This is a genomic window from Micromonospora sp. NPDC049836 (assembly GCF_044465125.1).
In the GTDB taxonomy this organism is placed as follows: domain Bacteria; phylum Actinomycetota; class Actinomycetes; order Mycobacteriales; family Micromonosporaceae; genus Micromonospora.
The window spans coordinates 1-26,111 of record NZ_JBITLH010000020.1 but is presented as its reverse complement, the minus strand read 5'-3'; the positions used below and the strand labels follow the sequence as shown (position 1 = coordinate 26,111).

At 70.2% G+C, this 26,111-nt stretch carries 30 protein-coding genes; 4 read left to right on the top strand and 26 right to left on the bottom strand.

Annotated features, from left to right (window positions below; translation table 11 throughout):
* Nucleotides 1-17: 17 nt before the first annotated feature.
* The 10 genes from ACIBPB_RS31725 to ACIBPB_RS31680 are packed head-to-tail and all read right to left on the bottom strand — an operon-like array spanning nt 18 to nt 10,179.
* Nucleotides 18-257: a hypothetical protein gene (locus ACIBPB_RS31725; protein ID WP_030500396.1), complete on the bottom strand. Its 240-nt coding sequence runs from the start codon at nt 255-257 to the stop codon at nt 18-20.
* The gene (locus ACIBPB_RS31720) at nt 254-508 is read right to left on the bottom strand and encodes a hypothetical protein (RefSeq protein ID WP_030500395.1); all 255 of its coding nucleotides are present in this window, start codon (nt 506-508) and stop codon (nt 254-256) included. Before ACIBPB_RS31720 ends, ACIBPB_RS31725 begins: the two co-directional genes overlap by 4 nt.
* Nucleotides 505-1,104: a hypothetical protein gene (locus ACIBPB_RS31715; RefSeq protein WP_030500394.1), complete on the bottom strand. Its 600-nt coding sequence runs from the start codon at nt 1,102-1,104 to the stop codon at nt 505-507. The genes ACIBPB_RS31720 and ACIBPB_RS31715 overlap by 4 nt, the downstream gene beginning before the upstream one ends.
* Entirely contained in the window at nt 1,104-2,954 is a 1,851-nt protein-coding gene (locus tag ACIBPB_RS31710) for a type IV secretory system conjugative DNA transfer family protein (protein ID WP_227457206.1), read from the bottom strand. The genes ACIBPB_RS31715 and ACIBPB_RS31710 overlap by 1 nt, the downstream gene beginning before the upstream one ends.
* Nucleotides 2,954-4,537 (bottom strand): hypothetical protein, encoded by a 1,584-nt coding sequence (locus ACIBPB_RS31705; protein WP_227457205.1) that lies wholly within the window; start codon nt 4,535-4,537, stop codon nt 2,954-2,956. The genes ACIBPB_RS31710 and ACIBPB_RS31705 overlap by 1 nt, the downstream gene beginning before the upstream one ends.
* On the bottom strand, nt 4,534-6,003 hold the full coding sequence (locus ACIBPB_RS31700; protein WP_030500391.1) for an SCO6880 family protein: 1,470 nt from the start codon (nt 6,001-6,003) through the stop codon (nt 4,534-4,536). Before ACIBPB_RS31700 ends, ACIBPB_RS31705 begins: the two co-directional genes overlap by 4 nt.
* A 19-nt stretch (nt 6,004-6,022) precedes the next feature.
* Complete coding sequence (locus ACIBPB_RS31695) at nt 6,023-8,011, bottom strand: hypothetical protein (RefSeq protein WP_141722608.1); 1,989 nt, start codon at nt 8,009-8,011, stop codon at nt 6,023-6,025.
* A gap of 3 nt (nt 8,012-8,014) precedes the next feature.
* Nucleotides 8,015-8,707, bottom strand: coding sequence for a hypothetical protein (locus ACIBPB_RS31690; RefSeq protein WP_396824904.1), 693 nt, complete (start codon nt 8,705-8,707; stop codon nt 8,015-8,017).
* A 12-nt stretch (nt 8,708-8,719) separates the two neighbouring features.
* Nucleotides 8,720-9,082: a hypothetical protein gene (locus ACIBPB_RS31685; RefSeq protein WP_227457204.1), complete on the bottom strand. Its 363-nt coding sequence runs from the start codon at nt 9,080-9,082 to the stop codon at nt 8,720-8,722.
* A 2-nt stretch (nt 9,083-9,084) separates the two neighbouring features.
* Nucleotides 9,085-10,179 (bottom strand): hypothetical protein, encoded by a 1,095-nt coding sequence (locus ACIBPB_RS31680; RefSeq protein WP_030500387.1) that lies wholly within the window; start codon nt 10,177-10,179, stop codon nt 9,085-9,087.
* Between the two features lie 290 nt (nt 10,180-10,469).
* On the opposite strand from ACIBPB_RS31680, the gene ACIBPB_RS31675 reads away from it, so the two are divergent.
* Nucleotides 10,470-10,913: a hypothetical protein gene (locus ACIBPB_RS31675; protein WP_227457203.1), complete on the top strand. Its 444-nt coding sequence runs from the start codon at nt 10,470-10,472 to the stop codon at nt 10,911-10,913.
* 599 nt (nt 10,914-11,512) lie between these two features.
* On the opposite strand, the gene ACIBPB_RS31670 is transcribed toward ACIBPB_RS31675, so the two are convergent.
* Nucleotides 11,513-12,295, bottom strand: coding sequence for an IS5/IS1182 family transposase (locus ACIBPB_RS31670; protein WP_030500385.1), 783 nt, complete (start codon nt 12,293-12,295; stop codon nt 11,513-11,515).
* A gap of 163 nt (nt 12,296-12,458) precedes the next feature.
* Between ACIBPB_RS31670 and ACIBPB_RS31665 the strand changes: the two genes are divergently transcribed.
* Genes ACIBPB_RS31665 through ACIBPB_RS31655 form a run of 3 tightly spaced genes read left to right on the top strand, consistent with a single transcriptional unit; the run spans nt 12,459 to nt 16,144 of the window.
* Complete coding sequence (locus ACIBPB_RS31665; protein ID WP_030500384.1) at nt 12,459-13,670, top strand: hypothetical protein; 1,212 nt, start codon at nt 12,459-12,461, stop codon at nt 13,668-13,670.
* 2 nt (nt 13,671-13,672) lie between these two features.
* Nucleotides 13,673-14,215: a hypothetical protein gene (locus ACIBPB_RS31660; RefSeq protein ID WP_030500383.1), complete on the top strand. Its 543-nt coding sequence runs from the start codon at nt 13,673-13,675 to the stop codon at nt 14,213-14,215.
* Nucleotides 14,216-16,144: a hypothetical protein gene (locus ACIBPB_RS31655; protein ID WP_030500382.1), complete on the top strand. Its 1,929-nt coding sequence runs from the start codon at nt 14,216-14,218 to the stop codon at nt 16,142-16,144.
* A 394-nt stretch (nt 16,145-16,538) separates the two neighbouring features.
* On the opposite strand, the gene ACIBPB_RS31650 is transcribed toward ACIBPB_RS31655, so the two are convergent.
* The 15 genes from ACIBPB_RS31650 to ACIBPB_RS31580 form a co-directional block, all read right to left on the bottom strand.
* The gene (locus ACIBPB_RS31650; RefSeq protein WP_030500381.1) at nt 16,539-17,558 is read right to left on the bottom strand and encodes a site-specific integrase; all 1,020 of its coding nucleotides are present in this window, start codon (nt 17,556-17,558) and stop codon (nt 16,539-16,541) included.
* On the bottom strand, nt 17,555-17,890 hold the full coding sequence (locus ACIBPB_RS31645; protein WP_030500380.1) for a hypothetical protein: 336 nt from the start codon (nt 17,888-17,890) through the stop codon (nt 17,555-17,557). Before ACIBPB_RS31645 ends, ACIBPB_RS31650 begins: the two co-directional genes overlap by 4 nt.
* A 464-nt stretch (nt 17,891-18,354) precedes the next feature.
* Nucleotides 18,355-18,846 (bottom strand): hypothetical protein, encoded by a 492-nt coding sequence (locus ACIBPB_RS31640; protein WP_396842997.1) that lies wholly within the window; start codon nt 18,844-18,846, stop codon nt 18,355-18,357.
* Between the two features lie 16 nt (nt 18,847-18,862).
* Complete coding sequence (locus tag ACIBPB_RS31635) at nt 18,863-19,285, bottom strand: hypothetical protein (RefSeq protein ID WP_349876242.1); 423 nt, start codon at nt 19,283-19,285, stop codon at nt 18,863-18,865.
* Complete coding sequence (locus ACIBPB_RS31630) at nt 19,275-19,541, bottom strand: hypothetical protein (protein WP_349876241.1); 267 nt, start codon at nt 19,539-19,541, stop codon at nt 19,275-19,277. The genes ACIBPB_RS31635 and ACIBPB_RS31630 overlap by 11 nt, the downstream gene beginning before the upstream one ends.
* Nucleotides 19,538-19,681 carry a DUF6011 domain-containing protein gene (locus tag ACIBPB_RS31625; protein WP_230650381.1) on the bottom strand — a complete coding sequence of 48 codons (144 nt, stop codon included), beginning with the start codon at nt 19,679-19,681 and terminating at the stop codon, nt 19,538-19,540. Before ACIBPB_RS31625 ends, ACIBPB_RS31630 begins: the two co-directional genes overlap by 4 nt.
* 3 nt (nt 19,682-19,684) lie before the next feature.
* A complete protein-coding gene (locus ACIBPB_RS31620) occupies nt 19,685-19,954 on the bottom strand; it encodes a hypothetical protein (RefSeq protein ID WP_396842996.1) in 270 nt (89 codons plus the stop codon).
* On the bottom strand, nt 19,954-20,433 hold the full coding sequence (locus tag ACIBPB_RS31615) for a hypothetical protein (RefSeq protein ID WP_349876239.1): 480 nt from the start codon (nt 20,431-20,433) through the stop codon (nt 19,954-19,956). Before ACIBPB_RS31615 ends, ACIBPB_RS31620 begins: the two co-directional genes overlap by 1 nt.
* 415 nt (nt 20,434-20,848) lie before the next feature.
* Nucleotides 20,849-21,031: a hypothetical protein gene (locus ACIBPB_RS31610; protein ID WP_396842995.1), complete on the bottom strand. Its 183-nt coding sequence runs from the start codon at nt 21,029-21,031 to the stop codon at nt 20,849-20,851.
* 96 nt (nt 21,032-21,127) lie between these two features.
* Entirely contained in the window at nt 21,128-22,231 is a 1,104-nt protein-coding gene (locus ACIBPB_RS31605) for a ParB/RepB/Spo0J family partition protein (protein ID WP_396842994.1), read from the bottom strand.
* A 101-nt stretch (nt 22,232-22,332) separates the two neighbouring features.
* Entirely contained in the window at nt 22,333-22,599 is a 267-nt protein-coding gene (locus ACIBPB_RS31600) for a hypothetical protein (protein WP_396842993.1), read from the bottom strand.
* 237 nt (nt 22,600-22,836) lie between these two features.
* Entirely contained in the window at nt 22,837-23,802 is a 966-nt protein-coding gene (locus ACIBPB_RS31595) for a recombinase family protein (protein ID WP_396842992.1), read from the bottom strand.
* A 335-nt stretch (nt 23,803-24,137) separates the two neighbouring features.
* A complete protein-coding gene (locus tag ACIBPB_RS31590; protein ID WP_396842991.1) occupies nt 24,138-24,545 on the bottom strand; it encodes a hypothetical protein in 408 nt (135 codons plus the stop codon).
* A gap of 14 nt (nt 24,546-24,559) precedes the next feature.
* Complete coding sequence (locus ACIBPB_RS31585) at nt 24,560-25,519, bottom strand: DUF2637 domain-containing protein (protein ID WP_396842990.1); 960 nt, start codon at nt 25,517-25,519, stop codon at nt 24,560-24,562.
* Between the two features lie 137 nt (nt 25,520-25,656).
* Nucleotides 25,657-25,947: a hypothetical protein gene (locus ACIBPB_RS31580; protein ID WP_349876228.1), complete on the bottom strand. Its 291-nt coding sequence runs from the start codon at nt 25,945-25,947 to the stop codon at nt 25,657-25,659.
* Between the last annotated feature and the right edge of the window lie 164 nt (nt 25,948-26,111).

The window sequence follows — 26,111 nt, the reverse complement described above, 5'->3', positions numbered from 1 at the left end:
TCGGCAGCGAGTGCGGGTCATGCCGGCTCCGGGGGCTCGTGGGGCGGCGGGTCCTGGGCTGGCGGGGCACCGAGTGCGGCGTTGACGCGCTGCCCGAGCAAACGCAACTGGTGGTGGACGTCCACCAGCGCGGCGCGCCGCTGCGCGGTGGGATGCCGGCTGGCCGCGTCAACGAGGGAGCCGACGTCGTCGCGCAGTTGGCTGAGGCCGGTGCTGATCGCAGCGAGCGGAACGTCGAACGAGATGGTTGTAGTCACTCGTCGACGTCGCGGGTGTAGTCGCCGTCGAGGTGCCCGTCGCTGGCCCAGTCCAGCTCCGTGTCCCGTCGTGTCTGCTCGTCGATGTCTGTCCACTGCTGCCTCTCTTCGTCGTCTTGCCAGGTGTCGCGTGCGTCGTGGATGCCTGCGATGAAGTCGTCGAGGGTGTCGACCCCTACGCGCAGCCCGGTAAGGGCGGCCTCGAACCGCTGCCAGTCCCAGACGCTGGTGATCTCGGCTGGATGTGTCATCTGCTGCCCCCTGTCTCCTGGGCCGCCGTAGGTGCCGGCCGTTCGCGGATGTCCTCGCTGACCGCCTGGTCGGCGGTATCAGGCCACGGCTGCGACCAGACGGCGTCCGGGCTGTGGGGGGTGTGCTGGCCGTGCCGGCATCGGGTGGTGTCCCACTGCTGCCACCGGGTCCGTGCGCGGTGCAGCGCCTCGTGCCACCGCAGCGGTGCGTCGGGGTCCGCCTTGGCGGAGTAGGCGTGGTGCCACGACACGGCCAGGGCGGTCAGCTCCTCCACCAGGGCCGGATGCGCCGGCCAGCACGCGCCGAGGTCCTGCGCCAGCCCGTACCGGTCGGACAGCCACCGGGTCCAGGCGATCAGCCACGCCCACAGCTCGCGGGCGTTATCGCGGTGAAGGTCCCGCCAGCAGTGCCTGGCGGGCACGAATCCGGTCGGGTTGTCGAGCGCCTCGACGCGGTCCGACAGCGCCACGTGCGCCTCGGCGAGTTGTTCCACCGCGCCGCGCAGCGTGTCGATCAGCCCGGCCAGCTCGGCGGTCGCGCGCTCCTGCGGCGACGCCTGCTCTGGGATGTCGAACAGGAAAGTCCGATCCGGCATCAGCGTGCTCCCCGCAGTCGGGCGGTGAAAGCGGCCTGCGCCCTGTGAAACCGGTCGGCGTCCGGGCGTTCCCACCATGCGGGTTGCACCACCTCGACCGGTGGCATGTTGCCCAGCAGCACCATGGCGTGCCCGCTCGGCAGTGTGCGCAGCTCCGCCAGGTCGACCAGGTGCTCCCGGCGGGTGTTCTCCTGCACGCTGGCCCGGCCGCCGCCCCAGGACGCTGCCGACGACAACTCCTGCACCTGCCCGAGCAGCGACTGGGCGTCCTTGAGGGCGTTGACGTCCTGGGTGCCGCCCATCACGAAGCGGGCGTTCGCGCCGTCGCGCAGGGCCTGGCCGCCGTCGCGGCCCCACCGTTCTTCGAGTTGGTGGGTGTTCTGGCAGGCGATCGACAGGGCGATGCCGGCGCCGCCGCCTTCCGATGCCAGCGCGGGCAGCGACGGCAGCGGCGCGATGTTGGTGATCTCGTCACCGATCAGGTACAGGCAGGGCTCGACCCGGCCGCCTGGTGCGAGGAAGGACCGTTGCAGGGTGCGGTAGATGATGTCCTCGGCGATGGCGGCGAACAGCGGCGCGATCAATGCCTGCCCGCTGCGGGTGCCGACCAGATAGAGGGTGCCGGACTCGTCGAGCCACTGCTCGGGGTGGAACTGCTGCCCGCGCGGCGGCGAGCACGCGTGCAGGATGCGGGGGTTGCTGAACGCGTCGAGCGCGCCGAACACCACCGACTGGATGGCATCGCGGCTTCGGCCCGTGGTCTCTCGGTGAAAAGCGAGCCGATCGGCCCACACCGTCTGCCCGTGGTGGCGCAGGATCCGCTCGGCGCGCGGGTCGGAGGGGTTGGCCGCCCAGCTCGCCACGTCGGTCATCGTGGCGCGCTCGTCCAGGGCGGCGGCGTGCAGCAGTCCGCGGATGATCGACGCCGCCTGGTCCTGAAAGTACTGGCCGTTGTCGACGTTGCCCTTGAGGCCTGCGCCTGCGGCGAAGCCTTTGGCGCGCAGCGCCGCGATGTCCGGGTCCTCGGCGCCGTCGATGGGTGACCAACGCAGTCGCGGCACTCCCGGCACCTGGCCCTGCGGCTCGAAGATCCACGTCGGGCCGATCTGGCCGCGCAGGTCGTAGGTGACCGATGCGACGTCGAGGCGGGTGGAGGTGGAGATGACCGCTCCGCGGGCGTCGGCGACCCTCGGGATGATGTAACGGGAGGTCTTGTTGGCGAACCGGGCCGCCCCGGCCAGCAGTTCGGTGTACTCGTTGGCCAGATACAGCGGCTCGCCCGTCAGCGCATGGTGGCCAAGCGGCCGGGCCACCTCCAGTGGGTCCGCGCGGCGCCGCTGCTTCACCATCACGGTCTCGGGTGGGTCGATGTCGCGGATGGTCAGGCCCGGCCGCAGCACGTCGACGCGGCGCAGCACCGCTTCGGCCGTCACCACCCGCTCGAGGTCCTTACGGCCGGCGAACCCGCGCCGGCGTACCCACCGCCGCGCCACCCGCATCGTCACCGCTCCGATGCCGACGAGCGTGGCGCTGAGCAGGACGATCCACAGCCCGTACAGCAGGGGCGCTGGCGGCAGGGTGTCTCGGGCGGCGGGCGGCCACGCCCGCGCCGGGTCGCCCGGGTTGGTGACGAACCGTAGGGCGATGCTTGGGGCGTCCGCTGGTGAGCTGTCCGGCCAGGCCGCGTGGGTGAGCAGCCCCCCGGCCTGGCCTGCGAGCCACAGCGTGACGGTGCCCGACAGCACCAGCAGCGCCGCGATGCCCGCAAGCGCCAGTCGGACCAGGATGTCGGCGCGGGCCACCCCCCGGCGGGGCAGCCGGTGTCCCGGGGACATGAGCGAGCCGGCCATCACCGCACCTGCCTGACCACGACGGCCTGCTCCCCCGGCGACGGCGCCCTCTCCGGCTCAGCATCGGGGGTTTGCCGCATCCGGCTGTCGGTGTCGACCATGCGCCGTTCGATCGCCGAGAGCTGGTGCTTGACGACGTAGGAGCGCAGCCCGACCTTCCACAGCCCGACGCCGCGGCGCAGGTGCAGCAGCAGGTTGGTCTCCACGTCCGTGGTGCCCAGGAACTCGCGTGCCGCCTCCAGGGAGCCGGGTGCCTGCCGGTAGGACACCCGCACGCCGGTGTCCTCGATCAGCCCTCGGGCGATGCGGACCTGCTCGGAGTCGGCGCTGCCGCTGGCCGACAGGTCCGTGAAACGGTGGAAGGCCAGGATGTTCGCGGTGCCCAGCGCGCGGGCGAGCTTCAGCTGCTCGCGCATGCGCCTCATCAGCCCGAGGTGGCGGCTGACCAGCACGAACTCGTCATACAGGCAGACCCGGGTCGGGGCGTTGGGGCGGGTCAGCTCCGCCTCCAGCCACGACTGCGCGCAGGTCATCGCCATCGCCGTCATCTGGTCCGATGCGCGGACCGCCCGTAGGTCCAGGATCGCGCCGGGCTGGTCGAAGTCGATCGCCAGCGTCGACGCGGCCGGGGCGTCGAAGATCCCGCCGAGCGCGCCGGTGATCAGCCGTTCCAGGGCCAGCCGGACGCGGCGGCTGTCGGCGGTGAACTGGTCGACGTCGTAGTGCACCCCGACCAGCCGGTGCGCCCACCGGGCCGGGTCGCCCATCGCGGTCAGCACCCGGGACAGGGTCGGGGTGGCCATCCGGTCCGGGCTGGTGCCGTCGTCGGCGCGGGTGACCGCGTCGAGGGCGTATTCGACCAACGATCGTTCCGCCTCGCTCAGCGGCCCGCCGAGCTGGATCTCCAACAGCCCTTCCAGCAGCAACAACCTGCGTGCCCGCTGGATCTGCAACCACTCCACCTCACCCTGATCGGGCAGGCGGCGGATGCCCGCCAGAGGGTTCATCACCACCCCAGAGCCGGGGCCGACCCGCACCGGCTGGATGCCGGCTACGTCGGCGAGGGTGTCGTACTCGCCTTTGACGTCGACGATGTAGAACCGCACACCGAACGGGATCCCGCGGAACGCGATGCTCTTGAGCAGCGACGACTTCGCCGACCCGATCTCCCCGGTGACCACCATGTTGGGGGCGCTGAGCACGCCCGCCCGATACAGCTCGTGCACCGAGAACACGAACCCGGCGCGGGAGTACACCTCCTGCCCGATCAGCGGCCCGTCCACACCCAGGCCCGGATCGGCGACGAACGGGTACACGCTGCACAACTGCGCGCTGGTGGTGACCAGCGGCGGCAGCCGCAACCGCCAGAACACCCGCCCCGCGGCCCGTCCAAAGGCCCCCCGCCCGTCCACTGACGGCGGGCCCAGCAGCTGCTCGGTCAGCCGCCCCAGCGCCCTCTGCTCCCGTGCCAGGTCCGCCTGGGCCACCGCGAGGTCGCGCCGGGCGGCGGAATCCGCCAGGCGCTGCGACCACGACCCTTCGCGGCGTATCCGGGGCGTCGCGTTCCTGCGTGTGCGGGTCATGCGAACCACCCCCGCATCGGCTTGAGGCCGCGCGCTAGGGGCAGCGCCCCGGCCACGAATGCTTGGTCCTGCTCGCCGTAGAGCACCACCGCCTGGCAGCCGCACCGTCCCAGCACCCGCCTGACGGCGCGCACGTCGTGGCGCAGCTGCTCCGGGCTGTCGGCCGTCACGGTGACCAGCACGGCGTACCGGTAGCGGACGTGCCCGGCGGCTTGCTCCCGGTCGATCTGCTCGACCGCGCGGGCTTCCTCGTCCTCCCGTGCGGTGCGGACCAGGCGCATCCGCCGCTTGGTTACCTCGTCACCGGCGCGGGCGACCTTGTCCCGTCGCGTCGCCAGTTGCGCCAACTGCGCCGGCACCGGCTCAGCAACCACGGCGACGGTGCGCCGGCCAACGGTGCGGGTGAACAGCGGCGTCATCCACGTCATCGGCACCGGCTGGCGGGGCATCTCGTACACCCACAGCGTCTGCGAGAACCCGGAGTCGTGCCGGTACGACGACCAGCCCACGGTCTCTGCCGCTACCGGCCCCGCCGTGTGCGGCGCCACCTCGAGGTCGCTGTCCTCCGGGTCGAACTGGCCACGCAGTACCGCCGCGTACTGCCGGGGCGTCAACCAGCCCCCAGTCTCGATGCCGGCCTCCCGCACCGCCGCCCGAACACCGGTCAGCTTGTCCAGCACCACCGTGGCGATAGCCGCGTCCGTGCCGCCCGCGTCCGCGACCTCTCCGGACAGCTTCCGCACGTCGAACACCACGGTCAGGAACACGTCGTGGCGCTGCGTGCCAGGCCCTGCCGCCGCAGTGAGCTCGGCCAGCGACCGGTACGCCGCCGTGCTGGTGTCGACCGCCTGCTTCGCGAGGTACCGCTGCGCCCGGTTGCTGACGTCCGGCACCGCCCGCGCCGTCAGCGACCACCGCGCCAGGCCGCTGTCGGAGTACTCGGTGCCGAGTAGGTTCGCTACGTCCGCCCACGCGGTGAGCCGCTGATGCTGCACCGACGTGTCCGCCAGGACGAGGTTGCTGCCCGCGCACGCCAGCGTCGCGGTCACCGTGCCCTCCCGCTGGTGGTGCAGCAGTCCCACCTCGGTAAGCCCGTCCGCAGCTACCGCCGGTAGCCACTGGTAGCCGGCCGCTGGGCCCGGCAAATGCAGATGCTTCGTGCCCGGATTCGCCGCCCACACCGCGCCGCGGTAGCGGTCCTGCCGGACAGCCCGCTGCGCCAAAGCCCCCGCGACGATCGGCGTCCACTCGGTGACCCGGCGACCCCGAATCCGCAACAGCCCCATCGTGAGCAGCAAAACCGCCGCCAGCAGCAGGCCACCGGCAGCGCCCTGCCGGCCGACCGCCAGCATGTTCGCGGCGATGACCAGGCAGATCACCCCGGCCACCGCCGTACCGATCTGCCCCCAGGAGAAGCCCAGGATCGACCCGCGGGTGGACCGCGGAGGAAAGTGGAACTGTGTCACGCCCTACTCCTCTGCTCGCCTAGACGGGCACGATCGGAATCTCGGCGGCTCCACCGGCAGCGGTAGCACCGCCCTGCCCTACCGCCGCCCCGCCCGTCTGGCCGGCAGCCGCGCCGCTGCTCGTCGGCGTCGCGCCTGCGCTACCGGCCTCGTCGACCGGCGGCAGCTCGGGGCTGCCGCCAGGACCCGGCGCGCCACTGCCAGCAGACGATGGGCTGCCGGCGACCGGGGCACCGGTCCCGGTGAACGCGCTTGCCTGTTCGCGCGCCGCCTGCGGGGTCACCGGCAGCGCACCCTGCTCGCCGGTGGCGTCGCCGGGCAGCGTGAGCTCACCGTGGGCCATATCCCCCTGCGCTGTACGCGAGTCGCGCTCCACCCCGGCCGTCTCGTCGGCGTTCTCGCCCCCGCCCTGCTCGCCACCCGCCGGCCCAGCAGGCTCGCCGAACTGGTCACTGTCCCCCCGGCCGTGCAGGGCCTCGACCGTGTCAGGCAGTCCGGCGAGCGCGCCGACTGGCCCGCCGGGGTTGGTCGGGCTGGTGGGGATGGCCTCGGAGTTGCCCTGCATCTGTGACGTCGCGTCCATGTCGCCACCGCCGCCGCTCAACGGCTCGGCCAGACGCCGAGACGCGGCGTCCATCCCCACGGCCGTGGCCGCCGAGGTCAGGAAGCCCCGGGCATCGACGTCGGCGAGGTAGCCGTCCCACATGCTCGTCAGCCGCAGCAGGATCCACGGCGCGAGGACCATCAGCACGATGATGAACAGGCCGCGCAGCACGTTGACCACGTTGTCGCTCTCGTAGGTGGTGCGGGTGCCGTAGATCCAGAGCGCGGCGATGAAGAACTTGCTACTGGCCAGCGCGTTGCAGGTCCAGAACCACTTCCGGCCCCACGCGCGCGTCTCGGCCATGACCTGGCCGGTCATCGCCATCGCCCCAAACAGCGCCGCCCCGGCGGCCAGCAACGACCGGAACAGCAGCATCACGAACACCAGCACCAGCCCGATCACGCCGACAACCGCGACGATGAAGGCCAGCAGGATCGTGCCGGTGTCGGCGGTGAGCGTATTGAGCGCCTCGACCCACATGCTCGGCTGCCAGTCCCGCTGCTGGTTGCGGGCGATCAACGCCACCGTCGCCTCGTCCCAGGCCGCCATCAGCAGGTATGCGATCCCGCCGGCGAACGCGATGCCGAACATCGCCCGGACCAGCCCGCCCAGGCTCGACAACGGCCCAGGTCCACTGAGCCGCAGCCCGTTGATCGCCGTTGAGAGCACGAAGACCACCAGCACCACGACGATCAGCACCCCGCTGATGTCGTTGTAGACGCCGTAGAACGGTTCGTCGGCGACGGTGGAGGACTGCGTGAACACGACCTCGGCCAGCTTGCCCAGCGCCCACGCGAACCCGGCAACCGCAACGTCGGCCAATCCTTCGAAGCCCGTACGCGCCGCCTCCTTGACCTGCGCTCCTACCTTGCAGGACACGTCCACCAGGCCACATTCCGACGACGGCTTGAGCGACGACGACGCCAGCAGCACCGGGCGCAGCGCACGGCAGCGGTCCGCTTTCGCCTTCCACCGCTCAGCGTTCGCCTGGTCCTGTGTTGCCTTCGCGTCCAGACGCTCGCAGCGCACCGGCTGCTTACCAGCGGCAGGCAGGCGCTCGTCGAGCACTGATGGCGTACCGTCCGGGGACGGTGACTGCACGGTCAGCGCCACCGCGTCGCAGCGTTCCTGGTCGGCGGCGCTGGCTGCCGCGCTGCACACCGTCGTCCAACCATCGCCCGTCTGCCACCGCACCCATGGCAGGCACCAATTCACCTGCGGCTGTGCCAGCGGCTCCGCGCCACTACCGGGCCGGCCATCGGTTGGAGGTGCTGAGCAGGCCGAAGCCGACGGTGACGGGGCTGGGGTCGGTGCCGCCGCAGCCCGTCCCGCAGCAGTCAGCCCGACCGTCGTCAGCGACACCACTGCCAGCAGTAGCCGCAGCATCGCGGGCACCACGGCCATCCGTCACACCGTCCCCGGCGCCCACGAACGCGCGCTGAGCACATCGACGAGGGGCTGCGTGTCCCGCGGTCCGCCGTCGCGGCGCGCACCGCGCTGATCCGGCGGCGGCATCGGCACCGGGCGCTCCGCGGTGACCAGCCGCCACCGCCTCTGCGACCACCGCACCGTCACCGACTGCACGTACCAGCCGCCTGCCAATCCAATATTCGGATCCGCAGGACTGCTGGTCGTGGCGCCGCTCAAGGCGCAGACGAGCATCCGCACCGATACCTCACGGTCCTCGGGCACCACCGCGTCGAGGTCCGCGTCAGGCGCCCAGACCCGCGCCACGACTGTCTGTGAGATCGTTTCGCCGTCCACGGTCGGCCCGACAAGGGGTTGCACTGCCGCGGCGGCTCCCTCGGCGGCGATCAGGTCCACCATCGCCTGCCGGCTTGTCGCAGGTCGCGTACCGGCAGACGCCAGCGCCTGCGTGTATGCCGCCGCCGCATCCCCACCGCCGCGAGGCGTGCCCGGGAAACCCACCGGCACCCCGGCCTGTATCCGCTCGACATACCGCACGGTCACCTGCCGCTCCGGCGTGCTCGCGCGCCCGGCGGCGAACACCGCCACACCGACCAACAGCGCCACCGCCAGTACGGTGACCACTACCGACATCCGGCGGCCGGTAGTCGGCTTGAATTCCGCTCTGCTCATGGCCGCCACCTGCTAGATCTCGGTGAGCAGGAACGCGATGATGGACGTGGCTGACCCGACGACGATCGCCACCAGGCCGGCTTTCCACATCATCGACTTCCCGCGATCACTGATGATGTGCGCGCCGAAGATCGGGCCGATCCCGAACGCGATCGCCCCCGCCGCCAGCCCCGCCACCGCCGAGATCACCCCGAGGAAAAGTGCGGCGTTGGCCAGCTTGTAGAACAGGTCCGACCGCGGCACGGCCGACGGGTCCGGGCTGATCCGGCTGAAGTCGAAACCCTCACCCGACGGTGCGGGCGTCGGCGTCGGCGCCAGCAGCGCCGTCACCGCCGGGGCGCGGACGGTCAAGGCCGCCGCAAGCTGATGCAACACGATTATTCCTCCCCGTTCGAGGCCGACGATCCCGGACCAAGGACAGCCGCTGGCTCGACCGGACACCGGTCGATCACCGCTGCGGCGACCTCGGTCAACGCCGACCGAGTGGCCTTACTCAGCGCCCGTGGGTCGAGCAGGTCCGCCCGCGCGAGCCCCGGGTCATATGGCACCCGCACCAGCTCCGCAGCGGTCTGCCGCGCCAACTGCTCCACCGCCCGCACCTCACGAGCCACGGATGGCGAGGTCGCCATAACCACCACCACTGCCCGGGCCGGCACATGCGCCAGGCCCGCCCCGCGCATGTGGGCCAGCAGCCGCAGCGTGTGCTGCACCCCGTCCACCGTCGCCCGCGACACCAGCACCGGCACCGTCGACCAGCCCAGCGCCCGCCACGTCGATGTGCTGTCGGCCGTCGGCAGATCCAGCAGCGCTAAGGGGTACACCGACCGCAGATGACCGATCACGCCGAACATCTCCGGCCAGGTTGGTGGGCGCCGCTGCGCGGTCAACTTGCTCTCCCCCACCAGCACCCGCAGCCCTGTCGGCCCTACCTGCGTCAGCCGCTCCGCGGTCCCGCTCTCCGCCAAGCCGGCATCCGCGGCCACCGCGTCCCACACCGTCGACGAGCTGCGCCGGGCCACCCGATGCTCCAGCCCACCCCACGCCCGCAGGGTCGCGTCGACCGCCACCACCGGACCGGGAACAGCAAGAGCCAGCAGCCCGCCGAGCCCGAGGGTCAACACCGACCGCCCTACCCCACCATCCGCAGAGGACACGCACACCAGCGGACAGCCCGACCGCAGCGACGCAGCCCGCCACCACAGCCTCTCCACCCGGGTCCCCGCGCCGAACTCCCGCGGGATCTCCCGCACCGCCGCCTCACCGACAAGGCGCGGTCCCGAAGGCACCGAGGCCAGGGCCCGGGCCGCGATCTGTTCGGGGGTGGGAGCCGGCGGGAGGGCCCTCTCCCTGCCCGCCGGCTCCCCGTGCTCACCGCCGTGCCCGCCCGAAGGCACGCGGGCGGCGAGCTGATTGGGCTGCCCGTCCGATGGACCTTGCACGTCCGCCTCCCCGTAAGGCTTGCCGTACAGCACCGACCGCCATCGATGTCGAGGCGGCCGGTCCCCCGTTACTGTCACGACCTGGACGTTGACCAGACGAAGCAGGCCCTGCAGCGACGACGCGTCCCCTCCTGCGCCGTCGCTCGCGTGCCGGGTTGCCATCTCGCGTACGGCGACCCGATCCGCTACGCTCCAGGCAACTCCAGTTTGGTTTTAGCCGAACTGGAGTTGTGGGAGCGATACCGAGAGCTAAGCACAGGTCACAGAAGAGCGTCAACCGCAGTTTTTGTTGTGACCAACTGTGGTTGGAGTTGGGGGACTCCATGAAGGACATGCCAGCCGACCAAGCCGAGGCTGCGGCCTCACACCTGATCCAGATGAGGCTCCGAACCCTCTTCGAGGCCAGCACCGAAGGTCGGCCGCCTTACACAGAGGCCGAGGTTGCCCGGGAACTCACGAAGGCCGGCCATCGCATCACCACTGAGGGCATCCGCAACTTGCTGCGCGCACCCAGGATCAACCCCAAAGCGTCTACGCTCCGCGCGCTCGCCCAGTTCTTTGACGTGCCCGCCGGCTACCTACTCGGCGACCAGGAAGAACCCGAGGAACACAGCCGACGCGTCCGCGTGATGGCACGATCCATCACCAAGCTCTCACCGGCCGCCCAAGACGGCATCGCCGTGATCATCGAGAACCTCCTTCAGGTCGAGGAAACCGTCCGAGGGGGCGATAGCAACACGCCAACCCACCACCCTGGCACTGAGTAGGAGCCGGACAGCTCAAGGCAGTAGGCCACGCCTGCTCGGGCCTCGCCGCGGCGCTTCCCCCACCGCGTTCCGCGCCTACGGATCCGAGCAGGTCCATGAATCCCGCCCCCTAGCACTCCTGCTCGCGCTGCTCGCCTCAGCCACACGCCGCGCGTCGGGCCTCGACCTGTGAGGACCTGCGGGGCGACATCAGCAGACTCTTCGGCCGCAGTCGCAGCCCGCCGCGCCTCAACCATTGCCTCGTGCGGTATCTGCACCTGAGCAACGCCGACGAGGAAGCGGCAGAGACCTTGACCCCCGGTCGCCGGGACGGCCGTTGAAGATGGGCCGAGGCGGCGGATCAGGCCGGAAGTCGGTTTTGGTGTCCGATGGGCTATTGCGTTACTACCCCATGATCGGGTTCGCTGTTAGTGAGTTTCTGCTTACCTGAAGCAAGGACGGTGGGCTTGCCGTGACGGGAGACGCTGCAGCCGGAGTCGAGCAGGGGCATGGCTTCGACGCAGACGCGGACCCGACCGGGCAACTCGAGCTTGACCTCTTTCGGACGCCGGCCGAGGACGCAGGTGCCCCAACTCAGGGCAACTACCACTGAGCCTTTTTCATCCTGCGTAGCGGGCGGCTTCGACGTGGTGCAAGACGAGGGTGGCCTGCACGATCGCGGTAGCGCGGCGCGGGCAGCAGCGAAGCTTGGCCAGGATCTTCCAGGTCTTGAGCGTGGCGATCGCGCGCTCACCGCGGGCGCGGATCTTCGCGTGCGCCCGGTTGACCGTCTTCTGCCGGCGTGACAGCTTCGGCCGGAAGCGGCGCCGCTTGAACGGGATGCGCAGGCTGCCACGGGCGCCCTGGTAGCCCTTGTCCGCGAAGGTCATCACATCGGCGCTGGTCAAGGCTTCGATGATGCCGTGGGCGCGGGCGGCGGTCAGGTCATGCGTTGAACCGGGCAGCGCGGCCGATGCCCAGACGAGACGCCCGGCCGCATCCGCGATGACCTGCACGTTCACGCCGTGACGTTTGTGCTTGCCGGAGTAGTACGGCTTCTGGTCGGCGACCCGGTCGATCGGGATCAGCGTGCCGTCCAGGATCGCGTAGGCCAGTTGTCGGATGCGCCGCATGGCGGTTTCCAGGTCCTCGGCGGCAGCGCTGAGCAGGGCGATTGCTTCTTGAACATAGCGCCAGGCGGTCGCGACGCCGATCTCGAAGCCGGCGGCGAGGCGGGTGTAGGTGTCGCCGTTGCGCAGGTGGGCCAGGGCGAGTAGTGCCTGGCGGCCCGGGGTCAGTCGCCTCCACCGGGATTTGCGCTGCTGGCGGTGGCCGCGGATTCGCTCGGCGAGGTGGTTCAGGGTCCGGTTGGACAACGGGATCGTGGCAGGGTAGGACAGCATGGCGAGGCTCCCGGTCGGGGCATCGGGTTTTGGTCGATTTGCTGTCCTACCTGGAGCCTCGCCCTCATCGATCAGCACCCCTTGCCGACCCGGGCTGACCTGCAAGATCAGGCTGGAAAAGGCTCACTATCAGACCGAAATTATTGCCTCATTTTGCCTGAGTATGCCCACCGACACCTCGATCGTGAAGATCATCTGTGAGTGGCACGAAGACTTCATCATCGTGCGCAACCAGCCGCCTTTCCTGGAGCTGGTGTCGGTCAAGCACCATGACCGGCTCGTCTACACAACGATGAAGTCGCTGTGCGATGAAGGTGGGATAGCGCACCTCTTCGACCGGTGGCTCGGCTACACCAGCAGGCCGGCTGTGCGGTTGGCCAGCAACACGCCCCTCGGCGGCAGGCCGGGTGAACACACACCGCGTGCTCTCTACGAGGTTTGCCGGGCCGCCAAGTTGGCCACGCCTAGGGGAACCGCGTTACTCGCACACCTGGCCTGGGCCATGATGGACATGGCAGCGAAGTCCACCGAGTTAGAGAACATCCCCAAACCCACCGGTCCGACCCCGCTCAAGGCGAAAAGACACGACCCAACCGGCCTGCCGGCGGGCCTGTTCGACATGCTCCTACGCTTCATCCTGGCGTGCCAGTTCGACTGTGAACGGCCGAAGAAGCGCGACATCCAGGACGTCAACATCCGGCAACTAGCACTGCCAGCGACAGGAAAACTGGGTTTCTCCGCATCCGCAGCCGCCGACGTCTATAGGGCCGTCGCCGACCTCGTCTCAGAAGCGTCCCGCGACCACAGCGGCCGGCCGACTGATCTGGCCCAGTACCTGACCAACCCCGGTGCCTACGACCCGAAGTCGGAGATCGCGCAGACGATAGAGCGGCGGACGGTGCCGCGTGACGCCGTGCTCGCTGCGGTGCGCCTCGGCGCGCGACGGGCTGCCGGCGACCCGGTACTCCTGCTGCGTTCAGGACAGGCGCCACCCCGCTCGCCAGGAGGCCACCGCCTCGTCGAGAAAATGCGCGATGCACGGATCGACGCTGACGAGCAGGAGAACGCCCTGCGCCTACGCGACCTCTGGATGCACGCTTGGCCGCAGGCCAGGACCGGATTTCCCGAGGATGTCGAGACAGAGTTTCGGTTGGAGATGGAGATCCTCGACATCGTCCGCCGGATCCGTCAACAGCTGATAGACAAAAGCGGTCACTACGGCATCCATTTCCAGGCGATGCTGCACCAGGAACTACGGCAGGCCAACCTCAGCTCGAAAGTCAGTGTGCCCCTCGACGACTTCCACGTCCTCGGATTTGCCTACGAGTTGAGCGACCTATGCAGGTTCGGGTTCTCACGACCGGCAGGCGGGTAACGATGGCCGCGCTGCTGCCACCGGCCGCTTCCCTGGCGATTCGCCAGGAAAGTCTCTACCACGAGGCCCGGGTACTCATCCTAATCAGCGAGTTCACCTCGCCCGGCGAACCGTTCCGCGGCCTGACCAAGCTGGCGAAGATCGACTTCCTGCTACGGTACCCGGTCATGGCCGAACGTCTGCTGCCAGCCGGTACGTCGTGGCCCGATAGCGCGCCGACTCTCGACGAACGGCAGGCGGTGGAAAGCCGCATGATCCGCTACAAGTACGGACCGTGGGACAACCGCTACTATTCCATACTCGGCGCCCTTGTCGGTAAGGAGCTGGCGACGTTCGCGCGCGTCGAAGGTTCAACTGAGATTACATTGACAGGACCCGGGCGCGAGGTGAGCAACGACCTCAAAGCAACCGACCCGTGGGGAATCGTTGCCGAGCGAGCGCGGTTTCTGTGGGAACACTTCGACATGCCCGGTCAGGACCTGAAGAACATGATCTACGCCCAGCTGCCGGACGTCATTGCGCTCCCCCTCAGAAGCGAGATTTAGATGGCCACGAATCTGCGCATCAGGTCCCTCACCGTGTCCACAAACACCGCAATGCACACGTTCGGATTCGAGTCCTCGCTGACGTTCGTCACCGGCCCGATCACCATGGGCAAGTCGACGCTGCTGATGCTGATCAAGCATGCCCTCGGAGGCAACGCGGCCCTAACGCCGGCGGTGGTACAGCACGTCACCCACGTCGACGTCGCAATCCAGGCGGGAGATCAGTCGCTGGTTCTGCGTCGCAGAATCGGCACGGATTCCGGTGCGGTGGAGGTCCTCGAGCCAGGTTCCAACCTGGTGCAATACGTATGGCCGGTGAGCCCAAAGCCAGCCGACGGGCCCTCCCTCTCCCGGTTCCTACTCGAAACGCTGGGAATACCGGTCGAACGCGTACCAACCTCCCGGGCGGGTGTCAACTCCCGGACAGTCGCCCTGACCTTCAAAGAAATCTTCCGCTACTGCTTTTTGCAGGCCAAAGAGATCGACCGCTCAGTGGTTGGGCACCTCGACACACACAACAACCCGAAACGCATCGCCGCGTTCGAGCTGATGTTTGGCCTGACCGACCCAGAGCTGATCGAACTAAAGCGCCAGCGCGGGATCGCACGTGACCGCGCCGCGCAGCTGGAAAAGGACGCCGCAGCGATCGACCGGTTCATCCGCGATGCCGGCATCGCCGATCCCGACGAGCTGCGTGCGCGCCGCATGGATCTGTTACAGCAGCTCGCGGCGGCAGAGGACAGCCTGCAGGCAACCCGCAATGAGGTCGATGCGTTGACCTCTGCCGAGGAGGAACGCCGCGCCCAACTTTCCCTGGCTCTGTCCGCCTCGAAGAAGCTCCGCGAAGAAGCCGACCTGCTCGCCGTTACTGTGCGTGGACGCGAGGCCTCCCTTGCCCAGCTGCGCCTCGATCTCACCAAGGCCGAACGACGTAGCACCGCGATCGGCCTGCTCGCACCCTTCGAGTTCGTTACCTGCCCACGATGCATGCAGGATCTCGACTCCCGGGATGTGCCCGAGACGGACTGCCGGCTGTGCTGCCAGCCCATCCCACCGGTGGACGTGGCGGATGTCGCGCCGTCTGACCGAAACCTCGACCGGATCCGTGAGCAAGTCACCGAGACCGAGGCACTGCTCGCCTCCGACCACGCCGCCCTCAATAAAGCCTGGCAGGCGGCACACCGCGCGGACTTCGAACTAGACACGCTCAGCCGCGACTACGACCAGGCGACCGCCGCAGCCGCATCGCCGCGGATCGAGACGGTCGCACATTTAAGTCGGCAGGCAGAAGCCCTGCGCCACAGCATCGACGAGATCGGCCGCCACACAACGATGTGGCACCGTCTCGACCAACTACGCGCGGAGGTCGCCGCCCACCGCAAGACGCAGCGCCAACTACAGGTCGACATCACCTCCCGCGAGCGGGCGTTGCAGGCCCGCGCCCAACTCGACGACATCAGCGCGGCGTTCAAGGACGAGGTGGACCGCATCGGCATCCCCGCCGATGGTGACGCACACATCGATCCCAACAGCTTCCTCCCGCTGGTGGGGAACACCGACTTCGAAGTCCTACAGGCGAGCGGTGGCGGAGCCAGCACTGCGCTCAACGTCGCCTACCACCTGACCCTGCTCACCACCGCGATCGACCATCCGGACATCCTGCTGCCGAGCCTGCTCATCATTGACTCTCCGCGAAAAGGCTTCGGCAACTCGGAGCCGGACCTTGCGCTCGGCCGCCGCATCTACTCCCGCCTGGTAACCCTCGCCCAGGCATACCAAGACCGGATTCAGCTGATCGTGGCCGACAACGACATCCCCGCCGATGTCGTCACCTCGCACAGCACAATCGAACTCACCTCCGGGCGTTCGGTCATTCCCGGCGTCATGAACACCGGCGTCGGCAAGGGCCAGCGGGTCGAGGATCTATAAGACCAGAGGATTCATGGCCTGCAGGCCAAACAAGCCCGTGGCGTTGTCCTCAGCACGGATGCACGGCATCGCCGCCTTCTACCAACAACATTGTCGACATCGAGCGTCTTTTGCCTTATCGAGGGCAGGTGGTGGCATGTCCAACTGGCCTGGCGCGCGGAGGCTCCAGCCGCACCAGGCGAGCTGCTGACGTGTTGGTCGGCGTGGCTGCGGATGTGCCGGCCGAGGGCGATCTCAAGGGCGGTGGCTGCGTCGATGATGGCGCCTCGGTTAGTGTGCGCGGCCCGTGCGTCACGGTTGAGCACCTCTTCGAGCGGCGGTTCCTGTGCGTGCCGACGGCCGCCGGTTGTGACGGGCCCAGTCCGTTTGGCCAGGGCCCGCCCCCGACACCCCGTTACGCCATTGGATGTGGCTCGCCGGTGAGTGCCGCCAGCGCGGCGGCTACCTCGTTGATGCTTGCCCGTACGTAGGTGGCGGTGGTTCCGACGTCGCCACCGCTACCTGAGTGGCCGGCGTAGGCGCGGGCGATGGCGTAGCCGAAGTTCCGCTCCACCCACGTCAACGTGGTGTGCCGCAGCCAGTGGGTACTGATCTGCTGCGCGTGTACCCAGGGCAGGTGCTCACCGATTCGCACCCACAGATGGTCGTAGCGCCGGTAGGTGATCGGCTGCCCGCTGCGGTACCGGAACAACGGGCCCGCCTCGGTGGCGTGCCGCTGCTCCGCATGCCGCAGCAGGTACCGCATGAGCGTCGGCGACACCGGCTGCCATCGCACCGTCTCGCCCTTCTCGCGCAGCAGGATCAGACACTGATCCGGGTCCAGGTCGACCGGCCGCAAGGCTAGGGCCCCACCCCGGCGGCACGCCGTCTCGGTGTGCAGCCGCAGCAGCAGGCTGTCCAGCGCCGGGTCATCACCCGTGGACGCCGCGACCTCGTTGATCTCCGCCAAACGAGTGTCCGCCAACGCCCGCCGGGTGCTTGGCAACCGCCGCGGCTTCGCCACCTTCAACGCAGGGTTGTCCGCCTCCGACAAAAGCCCGTCGGCGACCGCCCGCCGGTACAGGCAGCGCAACGACGCGATCAGATGCTCCGCCGCGCTGCGCCCACCGCGGGCGTTTCGCCGGGCCACCACGTGCGTCTTGACGTACTCCGCCAGTCGCTCGATTTCCGACGGCGTCGGCTCGTCAATGCGCCGGGCGCCCCACTGCTCGACCACGCGCTTCCAGTACGACCCGTACGCCCGCCGCGTGCCCGCAGTGACGGCAGCCGCCACAACCGGCACGTACTCGGCGAACGTCGGTGCCGGCGGACGGTCCGACGCCGCTGCTTGCAGGTCCGCCGGGGAGATGCCCATCCGCGACAGCAGCAGTCGGGCAGCCTCCAGTTCCGCTTTGCTCGCCGTGCTCGCGCTCATGTCGGATCACCACCCAGCACTGCCCGCTTGGCCTGGGCGATCATCTCGTCCAAGGCCATCGGCGGGTACACCACGAGCAGGTTCGCGGCGGGGTCTGCGGTCAGTAGGACACGGTCCCCCGCCGAGAGGCCGCACCAGTGCCGTACCGCGGACGGCAGCAACAGGTGCCCCTGGCCGGTGACAGTGAAGACTCCCTGAGGGTCGCGGCGCACGGCGATGACGCCACCACCTTGACGGATGTCCAGGCGGGCACCGGGCTCCCAGCCCATTGCTCCGATGATCGACCGATCACGGAGCCGGCCACTGCTGTCGACCGAAGCCAGGCGATACATCCTCGCCTCGGTGCGCTGCCGCGGGAGTGCAGGCATCGGTAACGGCGCCCGACGCAGCGGGCCACCAGAGCCGGTCCGAGCTGAGCGCCCCTGGTCCGGAAGCAGGACCGGAGGGACGACGGAAGCCACCGAGGGCTCAGCCACACCGACCACCACCGTCGGCCGGCACGAGGCCGGTGAAGGTGGTGGGGAAGATCAGATTCGCGTGGTCAATGACGCTTGACCACCAGTACGTCAGGTACGGCACAGGTGCCGCAAAGTTGTGTCCGAGGGGGGACTTGAACCCCGCACATCCAACGTGTTGACCTGCGACGATGGTATCCGGCCTGCTCAGCTTGTGTCTACTCGTGCCCCGTTGTGGCCGCTTGTAGCCCTCTGTTCCCGCCGGTGCTCCCCCTGGGATCACCGTTGATCTTGCCCACGCGAAGGGGGCCGGCCCAGCGGACCGGCCCCCAGCTGTACGGCTACGGTCGCTCAGCGACCCCATGCACCGTGTCGGCCGCGTCGACCGGCACCTCTTCCCACATCCAGTTGCCGCCCATCACAACGTACCGGCCGTGCTCGTCCGGCTCGATGCGCAGCTCCTCCTCGTCGAGCGCCCTGCGGTCGACCACGATCACGTCGCCGTCCCAGCGCATCGGCACGACGTCCTGGTCCAGGTAGCGCTCCAGCTTCTCGCCGGCCAGCCCGTTGGCCGCCAGCAGCGCCCGGTTGTGCCGCCGGGACATCTCCTGGTCGGTGACGATCGCCTCGGCCACCTCGCGGGTGCAGGACCACACCGCCCAGCCGTTCCACCGGCGGACCAGCGTGCCCGCGTACGCCGACTCGAACCGGCGGCCGCCGTCGTACGGGTACTCCAGCCACTCCCCCGAGAAGTACGCGGACTCGCCGTGCTGGAGGTCGGTGTCGAGGTCGAGCGGCACGCCCGCCTCCGGTCGTTCAAGAGTCAGTTCCACGTGAACTCCTTCGTCGTCAGAACAAGGTCGCTGCCGGCGTTTCGCGCCGCCGGTCCAGCTCGCGTACTTCGTGCCCGGTCTGTTCTTCCCACCACGCGGCGAACATGCGCCGGTGGCACCAGTTGTCCGGCGGCGGCACGTTCAGGTCGCAGAAGCACAGCAGGACCAGGCGGTCACTGCCGCCCGCGTCCGCGATCTCCGCCAGCTGCTCGGAGATCAGATCCACCCCGGCGGCCTCCAGCCGCTCCAGGTAGATGTGCCGGTACGGCCCCTGCTGCATCTTCAACATCCCGTACGTCGGCGCCAGGAGCCGGGCGAACCCGGCCAGGTCGTACGGCAACGGGAACCGGGGCTTGCCGACCGTCGTCCGGACCGGCGCGCCCTGGTCGGGCCTGAACCGCTGGTAGCGGTTCGTGAACAGCTGCAACTCAACCTCCATGTTGAGGCCCTTCGTGGTCGTGGTAGAGCTTCCCGATCGTCGGGACCAGCTCGTCCAGGTAGGCGCCCAGCGCGTCCACGGCGGACGCGACGACCGAGGCCGGACCCCGCACGGTCAGCAGCTCCAGCTCGTGGATCCCGTCGCCGTGGGCGACGTCGACGGCCTGCGCGTCCGGCAGCGGCGGCAGCGGCAGGACCGCCCTCGCCTCCACCATCGGCGTGTACACGCCGTCCCCGATCCGCACGATCGCCGTCACGCTGCTGCTCCCATCGCTAGTAGCCGCTTGCGGCGGCACTTCGGTCCGAGCCGTTCGGCACGGGCCCGGGGCGTCCGCAGCGGACGTCCGCAGTCCTCGCACTCCACGATCTCCTCGGCGGCCGCCACCTGGTCGGGCATCGGCTACCTCCTCCCTCGCAGCCGGGCGGCGATCCCCCGGCACCATCCGCGGTCGACCCCGAGCCGGTCGGCCACCTCGTCGGCGCTGTAGCCCTCGACGATGTACGCCGTGGCCAGGGTCGCCACCCGGTCGTCGACCGGCGGGGCGTCCGCCGGCGGCCGGGTCACCATCGGCCGGCCCCGGCGCGGCGGCAGCTCGGCCCCCGTCTCGTGCCGGGTGGCGCGGGCCCGGGCCAGTGCCCGGTCCCGCGCCGTCTGCGGCTCGTCGGCCACTACGCCGCCTTGACCCGGTGCTGCCCCTTGTCCGGGGTCGGCATCGGCACCACCGCGACGATCCGCTGCCGCTCGGCGAGCCACTGCCCGCCGACCCGGGCCAGCCGCTCGACCAGCTCGTCACGCAGCCTCTTCGTGCCCTCGACGTGCTGCTCCAGGTCGCGCAGGACCGCGCGGGCCAGCGGGTCGCCGCTCTTGGCCTTCTCCCGCGCGGGGCGCAGCAGGTACCGCTCGTGGGCGGCCATCTCCTGGTCGGCGATGTCGCAGGCGAACGAGATCCCGCGCACCTCCGCGCCCTTGTGGATCGCGTCGACCACGGCCTCGGCCAGGTCCCGGGCGTCGCGCTCGTCGAGCCGCAGCCCAATGTCCTTCCCGGCCGCGAGGAGCACGGCGGCCGCCGTCTCCCGCACCGCCAGGTAGCCCGGCAGGGCCGCCTTCACCTGGCGGGCCTGCTCTTCCTGCTGCGCGGTCAGGCTCATCGCGCCTCACCCCTCGTGCAGCGCTGGCCGCAGTCTCCCATTGCGGCCGTACAGCTTGCGGACACAGTGGTCCCCTCTCCGTTCGGTTTCGGCAGCTGGGCTGCCCTGACTTCCGCGACGAGCGCCGGACCGGCGTGAGTGTCGAACACCGCGCGTCGGGCGACCCGGAAGGTCGCCGGCCCGAGCGGGACCGCGTTCATCATTCGCGCCTGCCGGTACAGCTCGGCCTGCGCTCGTCGCATCGCCTGCCGCAGGCGGGCCGACCCGGACGGCAGCGGCCACGCCCACAGGACCGTGACCACTCGCTCCGCACCGATCGCCTCCAACAGCCGGGGGTCGTACATAAACATTGTATCCAATAGAGCACGCGCAGTCAAACTGCGACCGTAGAGCCTGCGGGTACGACGGGGCCGCCTCACAGGTTCAGAGCCCGCCGCTGGTCGTCGGAGAGCGCCGCGCGGGCCTTGTCCACCAGCGGCCCGCCGTCGCACGCCAGGCACAGCACCACCGGGTCGCGGTCGCCCCGCCGGGCCCGCACCTGGGCACGCCGGCAGACGCCGCACGGCGGCAGCTTGATCGGCCCGATGACCGCGCCCACGCCGGGAGCATACGCACTCCCACTGCGCCCGCACAGGGATCGCCGGCACGCGGATGCCCCGCGGGTCAGCCCGCGGGGCGTCCACTGTCACCGTCCTCAGTGCTGGCACACCGAGCAGAAGCCGTACTCCTCCACCGCGTCGGCGTGGCCCGGCCAGTCGCAGTCCGGGTCCACCTTGATCGACCCGTCGTTGACCGGCACCGTCGGCACCGGCGTCACTTCGACCAGCTCGGCCGGCACCTGCACCACGGCCTCCGGGTCCAGCTCCACCGTCACCGACGCCGCCAGGGCCTGCGCCTTGCGCAGCTTCGCCGACACCTTCCCCGCCGCCGACCGCAGGTGGTCGACCCGCTGCCGGTACGCCGCCACGCCGCCGTCGGCGCCGGCGAGGACCTTCGCCAGCTCCTCCGCGTCCATCGCCGCCAGCTCGGCCAGGATCTCGCCGGCCGCCGCCAGGCGGTCGATCTTGCTCGTCACCTTCTTGCGCTTGGCGACGACCTCCGCCTGCTTCTCCTCGCTGTGCTCTTCCTCGTCGATCTGGAAGAACCCGGCCTGCTCCTCAGCCAACTTGCACGCCTTCGCAAACTCCTCGGCGTCCCGCGCCGACCTGAACTCTCCCCGCGCCCACTTCACCAGGAACCGCCGCTGCTGGTCGGCGGACAGCCGGCACACGTACCAGGCGACGCCCACCTGCAGCTGCCCCTTGGCGACGAGCGACTTCGCGTCGTCGATCAGCCCGAGCAGGTCGATCCGCCACCCGATGTACGGCTGGCTCTTGCCGAACAGCTCGGCGATCCGCTCGGTCTCCCAGCCGGCCGCCGCAAGGCGCTGGTAGGCGGCGGCCTCCTCCATCGGCGTCATGTCCTGCCGGTTGACGTTCTCCGCCACCTGCGCGATGAACGCCGTCTCGTCGTCCATCTCCCAGATCAGCGCGTGCAGCTCCTCGATACCGCCCTGCTGGGCGGCCCGCCAGCGCCGCTCGCCGACGACCAGGCGGTACTGGCCCGCCTTCGCCGTCTTGCGCACGGCGACCGGCTGGAGCTGGCCGATGCTCTGCATCGACGCCGCCAGCTCGGCCAGCTCCTCCTCGGTGAACTGCTTGCGCGGCTGGTCCGGGTCCGCCTCGATCTTGGCGACCGGGATGGTCTTGACCACCGGCCCCTTCGTCGCGGTGCGCTTCGCGGTCGCAGTCGCAGTCATCGCTTCCTCCACAGTGAACGGGTACCAAAACGTACACATTCATTGTAGTCGAAAGTCGATCTTGCCGTCAATAATCTATGTACGCCGGACCGTGGAGCGCATCACGCGACCGCACCGGCAGCCGCCACGGCGGCGGCGAACGTCGGGACCAGGGGGCCGGCCGCCACGTAGACCGCGGTACGGCGCACGCTGCGCGCTGCCCGGCGGGCCAGCTGCGCCAGGTCGGCCGGCGGCGCGGGACGCAGCACCTCCGCGATCTTCTCTGCCTGCTCATCGCTGACGTCCGCGTCGTCCACCCGCCCCGAGGCCAGCTCGGCCTCGATCCGCCCCGCCAACTCCTGGACCTCGATCGTGCGCTTGCGATGCAACCCGCTCAGCTCCCCGCATCCGTCTCGATGCGCACACGCCATCCCACTGCGGCCCCACACCGCAGGGTGGCTACGCTGCGCCTCTGGACTGACCAATGGGGTGGATCATAGGCACGGCGGCACGCTGAGGAACAGATCAACTATCCGCGATGAAAGATTTCTCCCACACGAATCCCGAATCGTGGTTACATCTGCCAGCCTGCCGCCGATAGTCCGATATGGAGCAGTGTCACACTCCTACTTCCAGACGAACTCCAGCCGGTCGGTGTCGAGCTGCGCCGCGCCGGCCCGGGTCGCCGGCTTCACGATGATCCGGTCCAGGACGAGAGCCAGCAGCTCGCGGCGCCGCTCCAGCGGCGCGTCGACCCACCACTCGGCCAGGCCCTCCGGCGTCGTCGCCGGCAGCGACTGCAACCGCTCCGCCTGGGCCAGGCGCTCGCGCACCTGCTTCTGCTCGCGCTTCGCCTCGGACTCGATCGCCGTCAGCGTCACCAGGCTGATCTCGCGCCGCGCGTACGCCTGCCCCGCCTCGGCCAGCCGGTCCTCGATCGCCTGGAGCACCCGCTCCATCGTCGCCCCGCCGTCCTTCGCCGAGCCGATCGCGCGCTCCAGCCGCGCCCGCACCTTCGGGGACGCCAGCCGCGCCATGGCCCGGGCGGCGACCTCCTCCTCCAGGCTCTCCGCCGCGATCCGGATGCGCCCGCACCCGTAGCTGGGGCTGCCGGCCCGGCACACGTACCCGCGCTTGCCGCTGTTGCTCGGCTGCGTGTAGAGCGGCTTCCCGTCGATGTGCGTGCCGGTCCCGCTCTCGTCGGGCAGCGGGTACCCGCACACCAGGAACCCGCCGGACAGCAGGTACTTCCGCACGTTCGTCGCGTGCGGCTGCTTCCGCTCCGGGGCGTCCAGCAGCGCCAGCAGCGCCTTGTGCGTCGCCCGGTCGATGATCGGCGCCCACTGGCCCGGGCCGACCACCTCGCCGTGGTACGTCCGCAGGCCCGCCAGCCGCGGGTTGCGCAGCAGCCGCGACAGCGACTGCTGCGTCCACGGCCGGCCGGCGGAGGTGGTTACTCCCCGCGCCCGTAGATCGGCGACGACCGATCGCATACTGTCCCCGTCGAGGACCCGCTTCACGACGTCTCGGATCACCGTCGCCTCGGCGTCGATGATCTCCCTGCCTGTCTCGTCGTACCCGTAGCACCGCATGCCTGACCCCCACACAACCCCAGGCCTGAACTCGACCGGCCTATAAGCTAGCAGTGCCCCACCGCACCGTGCTACGTACAGGTACGTAGGAGTTGCCATCGCGTGACTGTCACGTTCCCGACACCGTACCCCCACACCCCGACATCCAATCGCGCGCATGCAAAGAGCCCGGCACCCACTGAGCATGGATGCCGGGCTCTCTTCGCGTCTTCGCCGGTACGGCCCCGGTCAGACCTCGCTGTCCCCCGACTGCTCACCTGACCGGGACCGCGTACCGAACGACTCCCTGGGATGGGGCCGGTCACATTCAACCACTGCGACCGGACAGTGCGCCACTACAGCGAAACCCACTGGCCGCGCTCGTCCCGGTACTGGATCTCGACGCAGCCGTAGTTCGGCGTGCCGAAGTCGTACAGCGGCCCGAAGTCCTGATCGCCGCCCGGCTCGTCCTGGGTCCAGATCCGCCCCTCGTACACCACGCCGCGCTCCGCCTCGTCGACGTCCTTACCGTCCGCAATCGCGCCCTCGTCGATGTCGCCCTCGTCGAGCAGCCGGAACCGGCGGCCCTCCGTCCGGGCCCGCTCCACCATCTCGTCGGTCGCCTGCCGGGGGCCGGTCGTGCCGACCTCCGACTCCGCCGTGCCGTGCAGCTCGTGGTCCCGGTCCCGGGTCAGCACCCAGGCGTACGGGCTCGCCGGGAACTCGGCCGCCCGCGCGGCCGCGATCATCGCCATCGACACCATCTGTCTCTCCTCCTCTACTCGACCCCGGCGCCGACTGGCACCCGGGCGTCCTGCTGGTCGGTTCCGCCGGCGACGTCGCCGCCGGCCTCCTGCTCTGCCTGGAGCTCCGCCTTCGCCTCCGCGATGCGGTTCCGGCCCCACCGCTCGCTCCGCTTGAAGCGGTCGCCGAGCGCCTTGCCCGTCAGCGGCTCGCCGGTCGCCAGCGAGTCCCGCCACGCCTTCCGCGCCGCCGCGTTCTCGTCGGCACCGTCCGGCGGCACCGGGTCCGGCTCCGGGTCCGGCGGCGGCACCGGCTGCCCGGCCGGCCACGGCTCGGGCGGCACCACCACGTCCAGCGACGGCAGCGGCACCCGCGCCGACTGCGGCACCGGCTCCGGCTCCGGCACGGGCTCCGGCTCCGGCGGCACCGGCACGGGCTCCGGCACCGGCACCGGCTCCGGCACGGCGTCCGGCGGCACCGGCACCGGCTCGGGCTGCGGCACCGGCGCCGGGGGCGGCGGCACCGGCCGCGCCGGCACGGCAGGCGCGAGGGCGGCGGCACGATCGGCCGCGATCGCCGCGCGCCGCTGCTGCGACAGCACCACCAGCCCGATCGACGCCACGACCACCAGGCCGTCGACGGACAGCGGCAGCGTGCTCGCCGTCAGCTGGTCCTCGCCGTACTCCAAGGCCAGGCCCCGCATGTGCCGGTAGCTGGCCAGCGCGGCGACCCCGGCGACGATCACCGTGCCGACCACCTGCACCCGCCGCAGCCACCGCTGCCGCGGTGCCGGCACCTTCGTCATCACCTCCGAGCACAGCAGCAGCGCCAGCGGCGCCCACCCGGCGACCGCCTTCGCGCCGCCGCTGGCACCGGCGTGCGCGATGTTCGCCGCCAGCGATGCCGCGATCCCGGCACCGAACGCCAGCCACACCGACGCCCACGCGCCCTTGCCCGGCCGCTCCGGCACGTCGACCTTCTCCACGTGAACCACGCCGGCCTACCCGGCGGCCTCGGCGGCACGGCCGCCGCTCGGCAGTGCCGGCACGTCCGGCACCGTCTTGCTCTCCATCGGTTTCCCCTCCAACAGGTCGAGGCCGCCCGGGGGTCCCGGGCGGCTCTCCTCGGTCGTCACAGGCGGGTCAGCGTCTCCCCCACCAGCTCGCCGCGCTCGGCCACCGCCCGCTCGTGCTCGTACAGGTGGTCGGCGCACAGCAGGCGCTCCTGCGTCCACGGGTCCAGCTCCAGGCCCTCCTCCGGGTCGAACAGGCACAGCCCGCCGTCCCCGCACTTCTCGCCGTCGTGCTCGATCACCACGCGGGCGACCGCGGTGCCCGCGCACGGGCCGTGGTCCTCCTCGGGCGCGAACTCGGCGTTGAAGGTCGGGATCACCAGGCGCTCGGTGCAGATCAGGTCGCTCATCTCTCGCTCCTCAGGTCAGGGTCGGGTCAGGTCACGGAAGCGGCGGGGGCGCCCCCGGCGGGGCCCCCCCCCCCGGGGGGGGGTCAGCGTTTAGCGCACGGTGTAAACCCGGGCCGCGGGGAACCCGCAGACCACCCCCGGGGGGGGCGGGCTTAAAACCCCCG

Bases quoted from the DNA above. Each gene is read 5' to 3' on its own strand.
- ACIBPB_RS31605 (WP_396842994.1), bottom strand. From the start codon at position 22,231: ATGACTGCGACTGCGACCGCGAAGCGCACCGCGACGAAGGGGCCGGTG.
- ACIBPB_RS31595 (WP_396842992.1), bottom strand. From the start codon at position 23,802: ATGCGGTGCTACGGGTACGACGAGACAGGCAGGGAGATCATCGACGCC.
- ACIBPB_RS31715 (WP_030500394.1), bottom strand. From the start codon at position 1,104: ATGCCGGATCGGACTTTCCTGTTCGACATCCCAGAGCAGGCGTCGCCG.
- ACIBPB_RS31645 (WP_030500380.1), bottom strand. From the start codon at position 17,890: ATGTATCGCCTGGCTTCGGTCGACAGCAGTGGCCGGCTCCGTGATCGG.
- ACIBPB_RS31720 (WP_030500395.1), bottom strand. From the start codon at position 508: ATGACACATCCAGCCGAGATCACCAGCGTCTGGGACTGGCAGCGGTTC.
- ACIBPB_RS31635 (WP_349876242.1), bottom strand. From the start codon at position 19,285: ATGGAGGTTGAGTTGCAGCTGTTCACGAACCGCTACCAGCGGTTCAGG.
- ACIBPB_RS31710 (WP_227457206.1), bottom strand. From the start codon at position 2,954: ATGGCCGGCTCGCTCATGTCCCCGGGACACCGGCTGCCCCGCCGGGGG.
- ACIBPB_RS31675 (WP_227457203.1), top strand. From the start codon at position 10,470: ATGAAGGACATGCCAGCCGACCAAGCCGAGGCTGCGGCCTCACACCTG.
- ACIBPB_RS31655 (WP_030500382.1), top strand. From the start codon at position 14,216: ATGGCCACGAATCTGCGCATCAGGTCCCTCACCGTGTCCACAAACACC.
- ACIBPB_RS31625 (WP_230650381.1), bottom strand. From the start codon at position 19,681: ATGCCCGACCAGGTGGCGGCCGCCGAGGAGATCGTGGAGTGCGAGGAC.
- ACIBPB_RS31690 (WP_396824904.1), bottom strand. From the start codon at position 8,707: ATGAGCAGAGCGGAATTCAAGCCGACTACCGGCCGCCGGATGTCGGTA.
- ACIBPB_RS31580 (WP_349876228.1), bottom strand. From the start codon at position 25,947: ATGAGCGACCTGATCTGCACCGAGCGCCTGGTGATCCCGACCTTCAAC.
- ACIBPB_RS31695 (WP_141722608.1), bottom strand. From the start codon at position 8,011: ATGGCCGTGGTGCCCGCGATGCTGCGGCTACTGCTGGCAGTGGTGTCG.
- ACIBPB_RS31650 (WP_030500381.1), bottom strand. From the start codon at position 17,558: ATGAGCGCGAGCACGGCGAGCAAAGCGGAACTGGAGGCTGCCCGACTG.
- ACIBPB_RS31590 (WP_396842991.1), bottom strand. From the start codon at position 24,545: ATGGTGTCGATGGCGATGATCGCGGCCGCGCGGGCGGCCGAGTTCCCG.
- ACIBPB_RS31670 (WP_030500385.1), bottom strand. From the start codon at position 12,295: ATGCTGTCCTACCCTGCCACGATCCCGTTGTCCAACCGGACCCTGAAC.
- ACIBPB_RS31705 (WP_227457205.1), bottom strand. From the start codon at position 4,537: ATGACCCGCACACGCAGGAACGCGACGCCCCGGATACGCCGCGAAGGG.
- ACIBPB_RS31660 (WP_030500383.1), top strand. From the start codon at position 13,673: ATGGCCGCGCTGCTGCCACCGGCCGCTTCCCTGGCGATTCGCCAGGAA.
- ACIBPB_RS31615 (WP_349876239.1), bottom strand. From the start codon at position 20,433: ATGAGCCTGACCGCGCAGCAGGAAGAGCAGGCCCGCCAGGTGAAGGCG.
- ACIBPB_RS31665 (WP_030500384.1), top strand. From the start codon at position 12,459: ATGCCCACCGACACCTCGATCGTGAAGATCATCTGTGAGTGGCACGAA.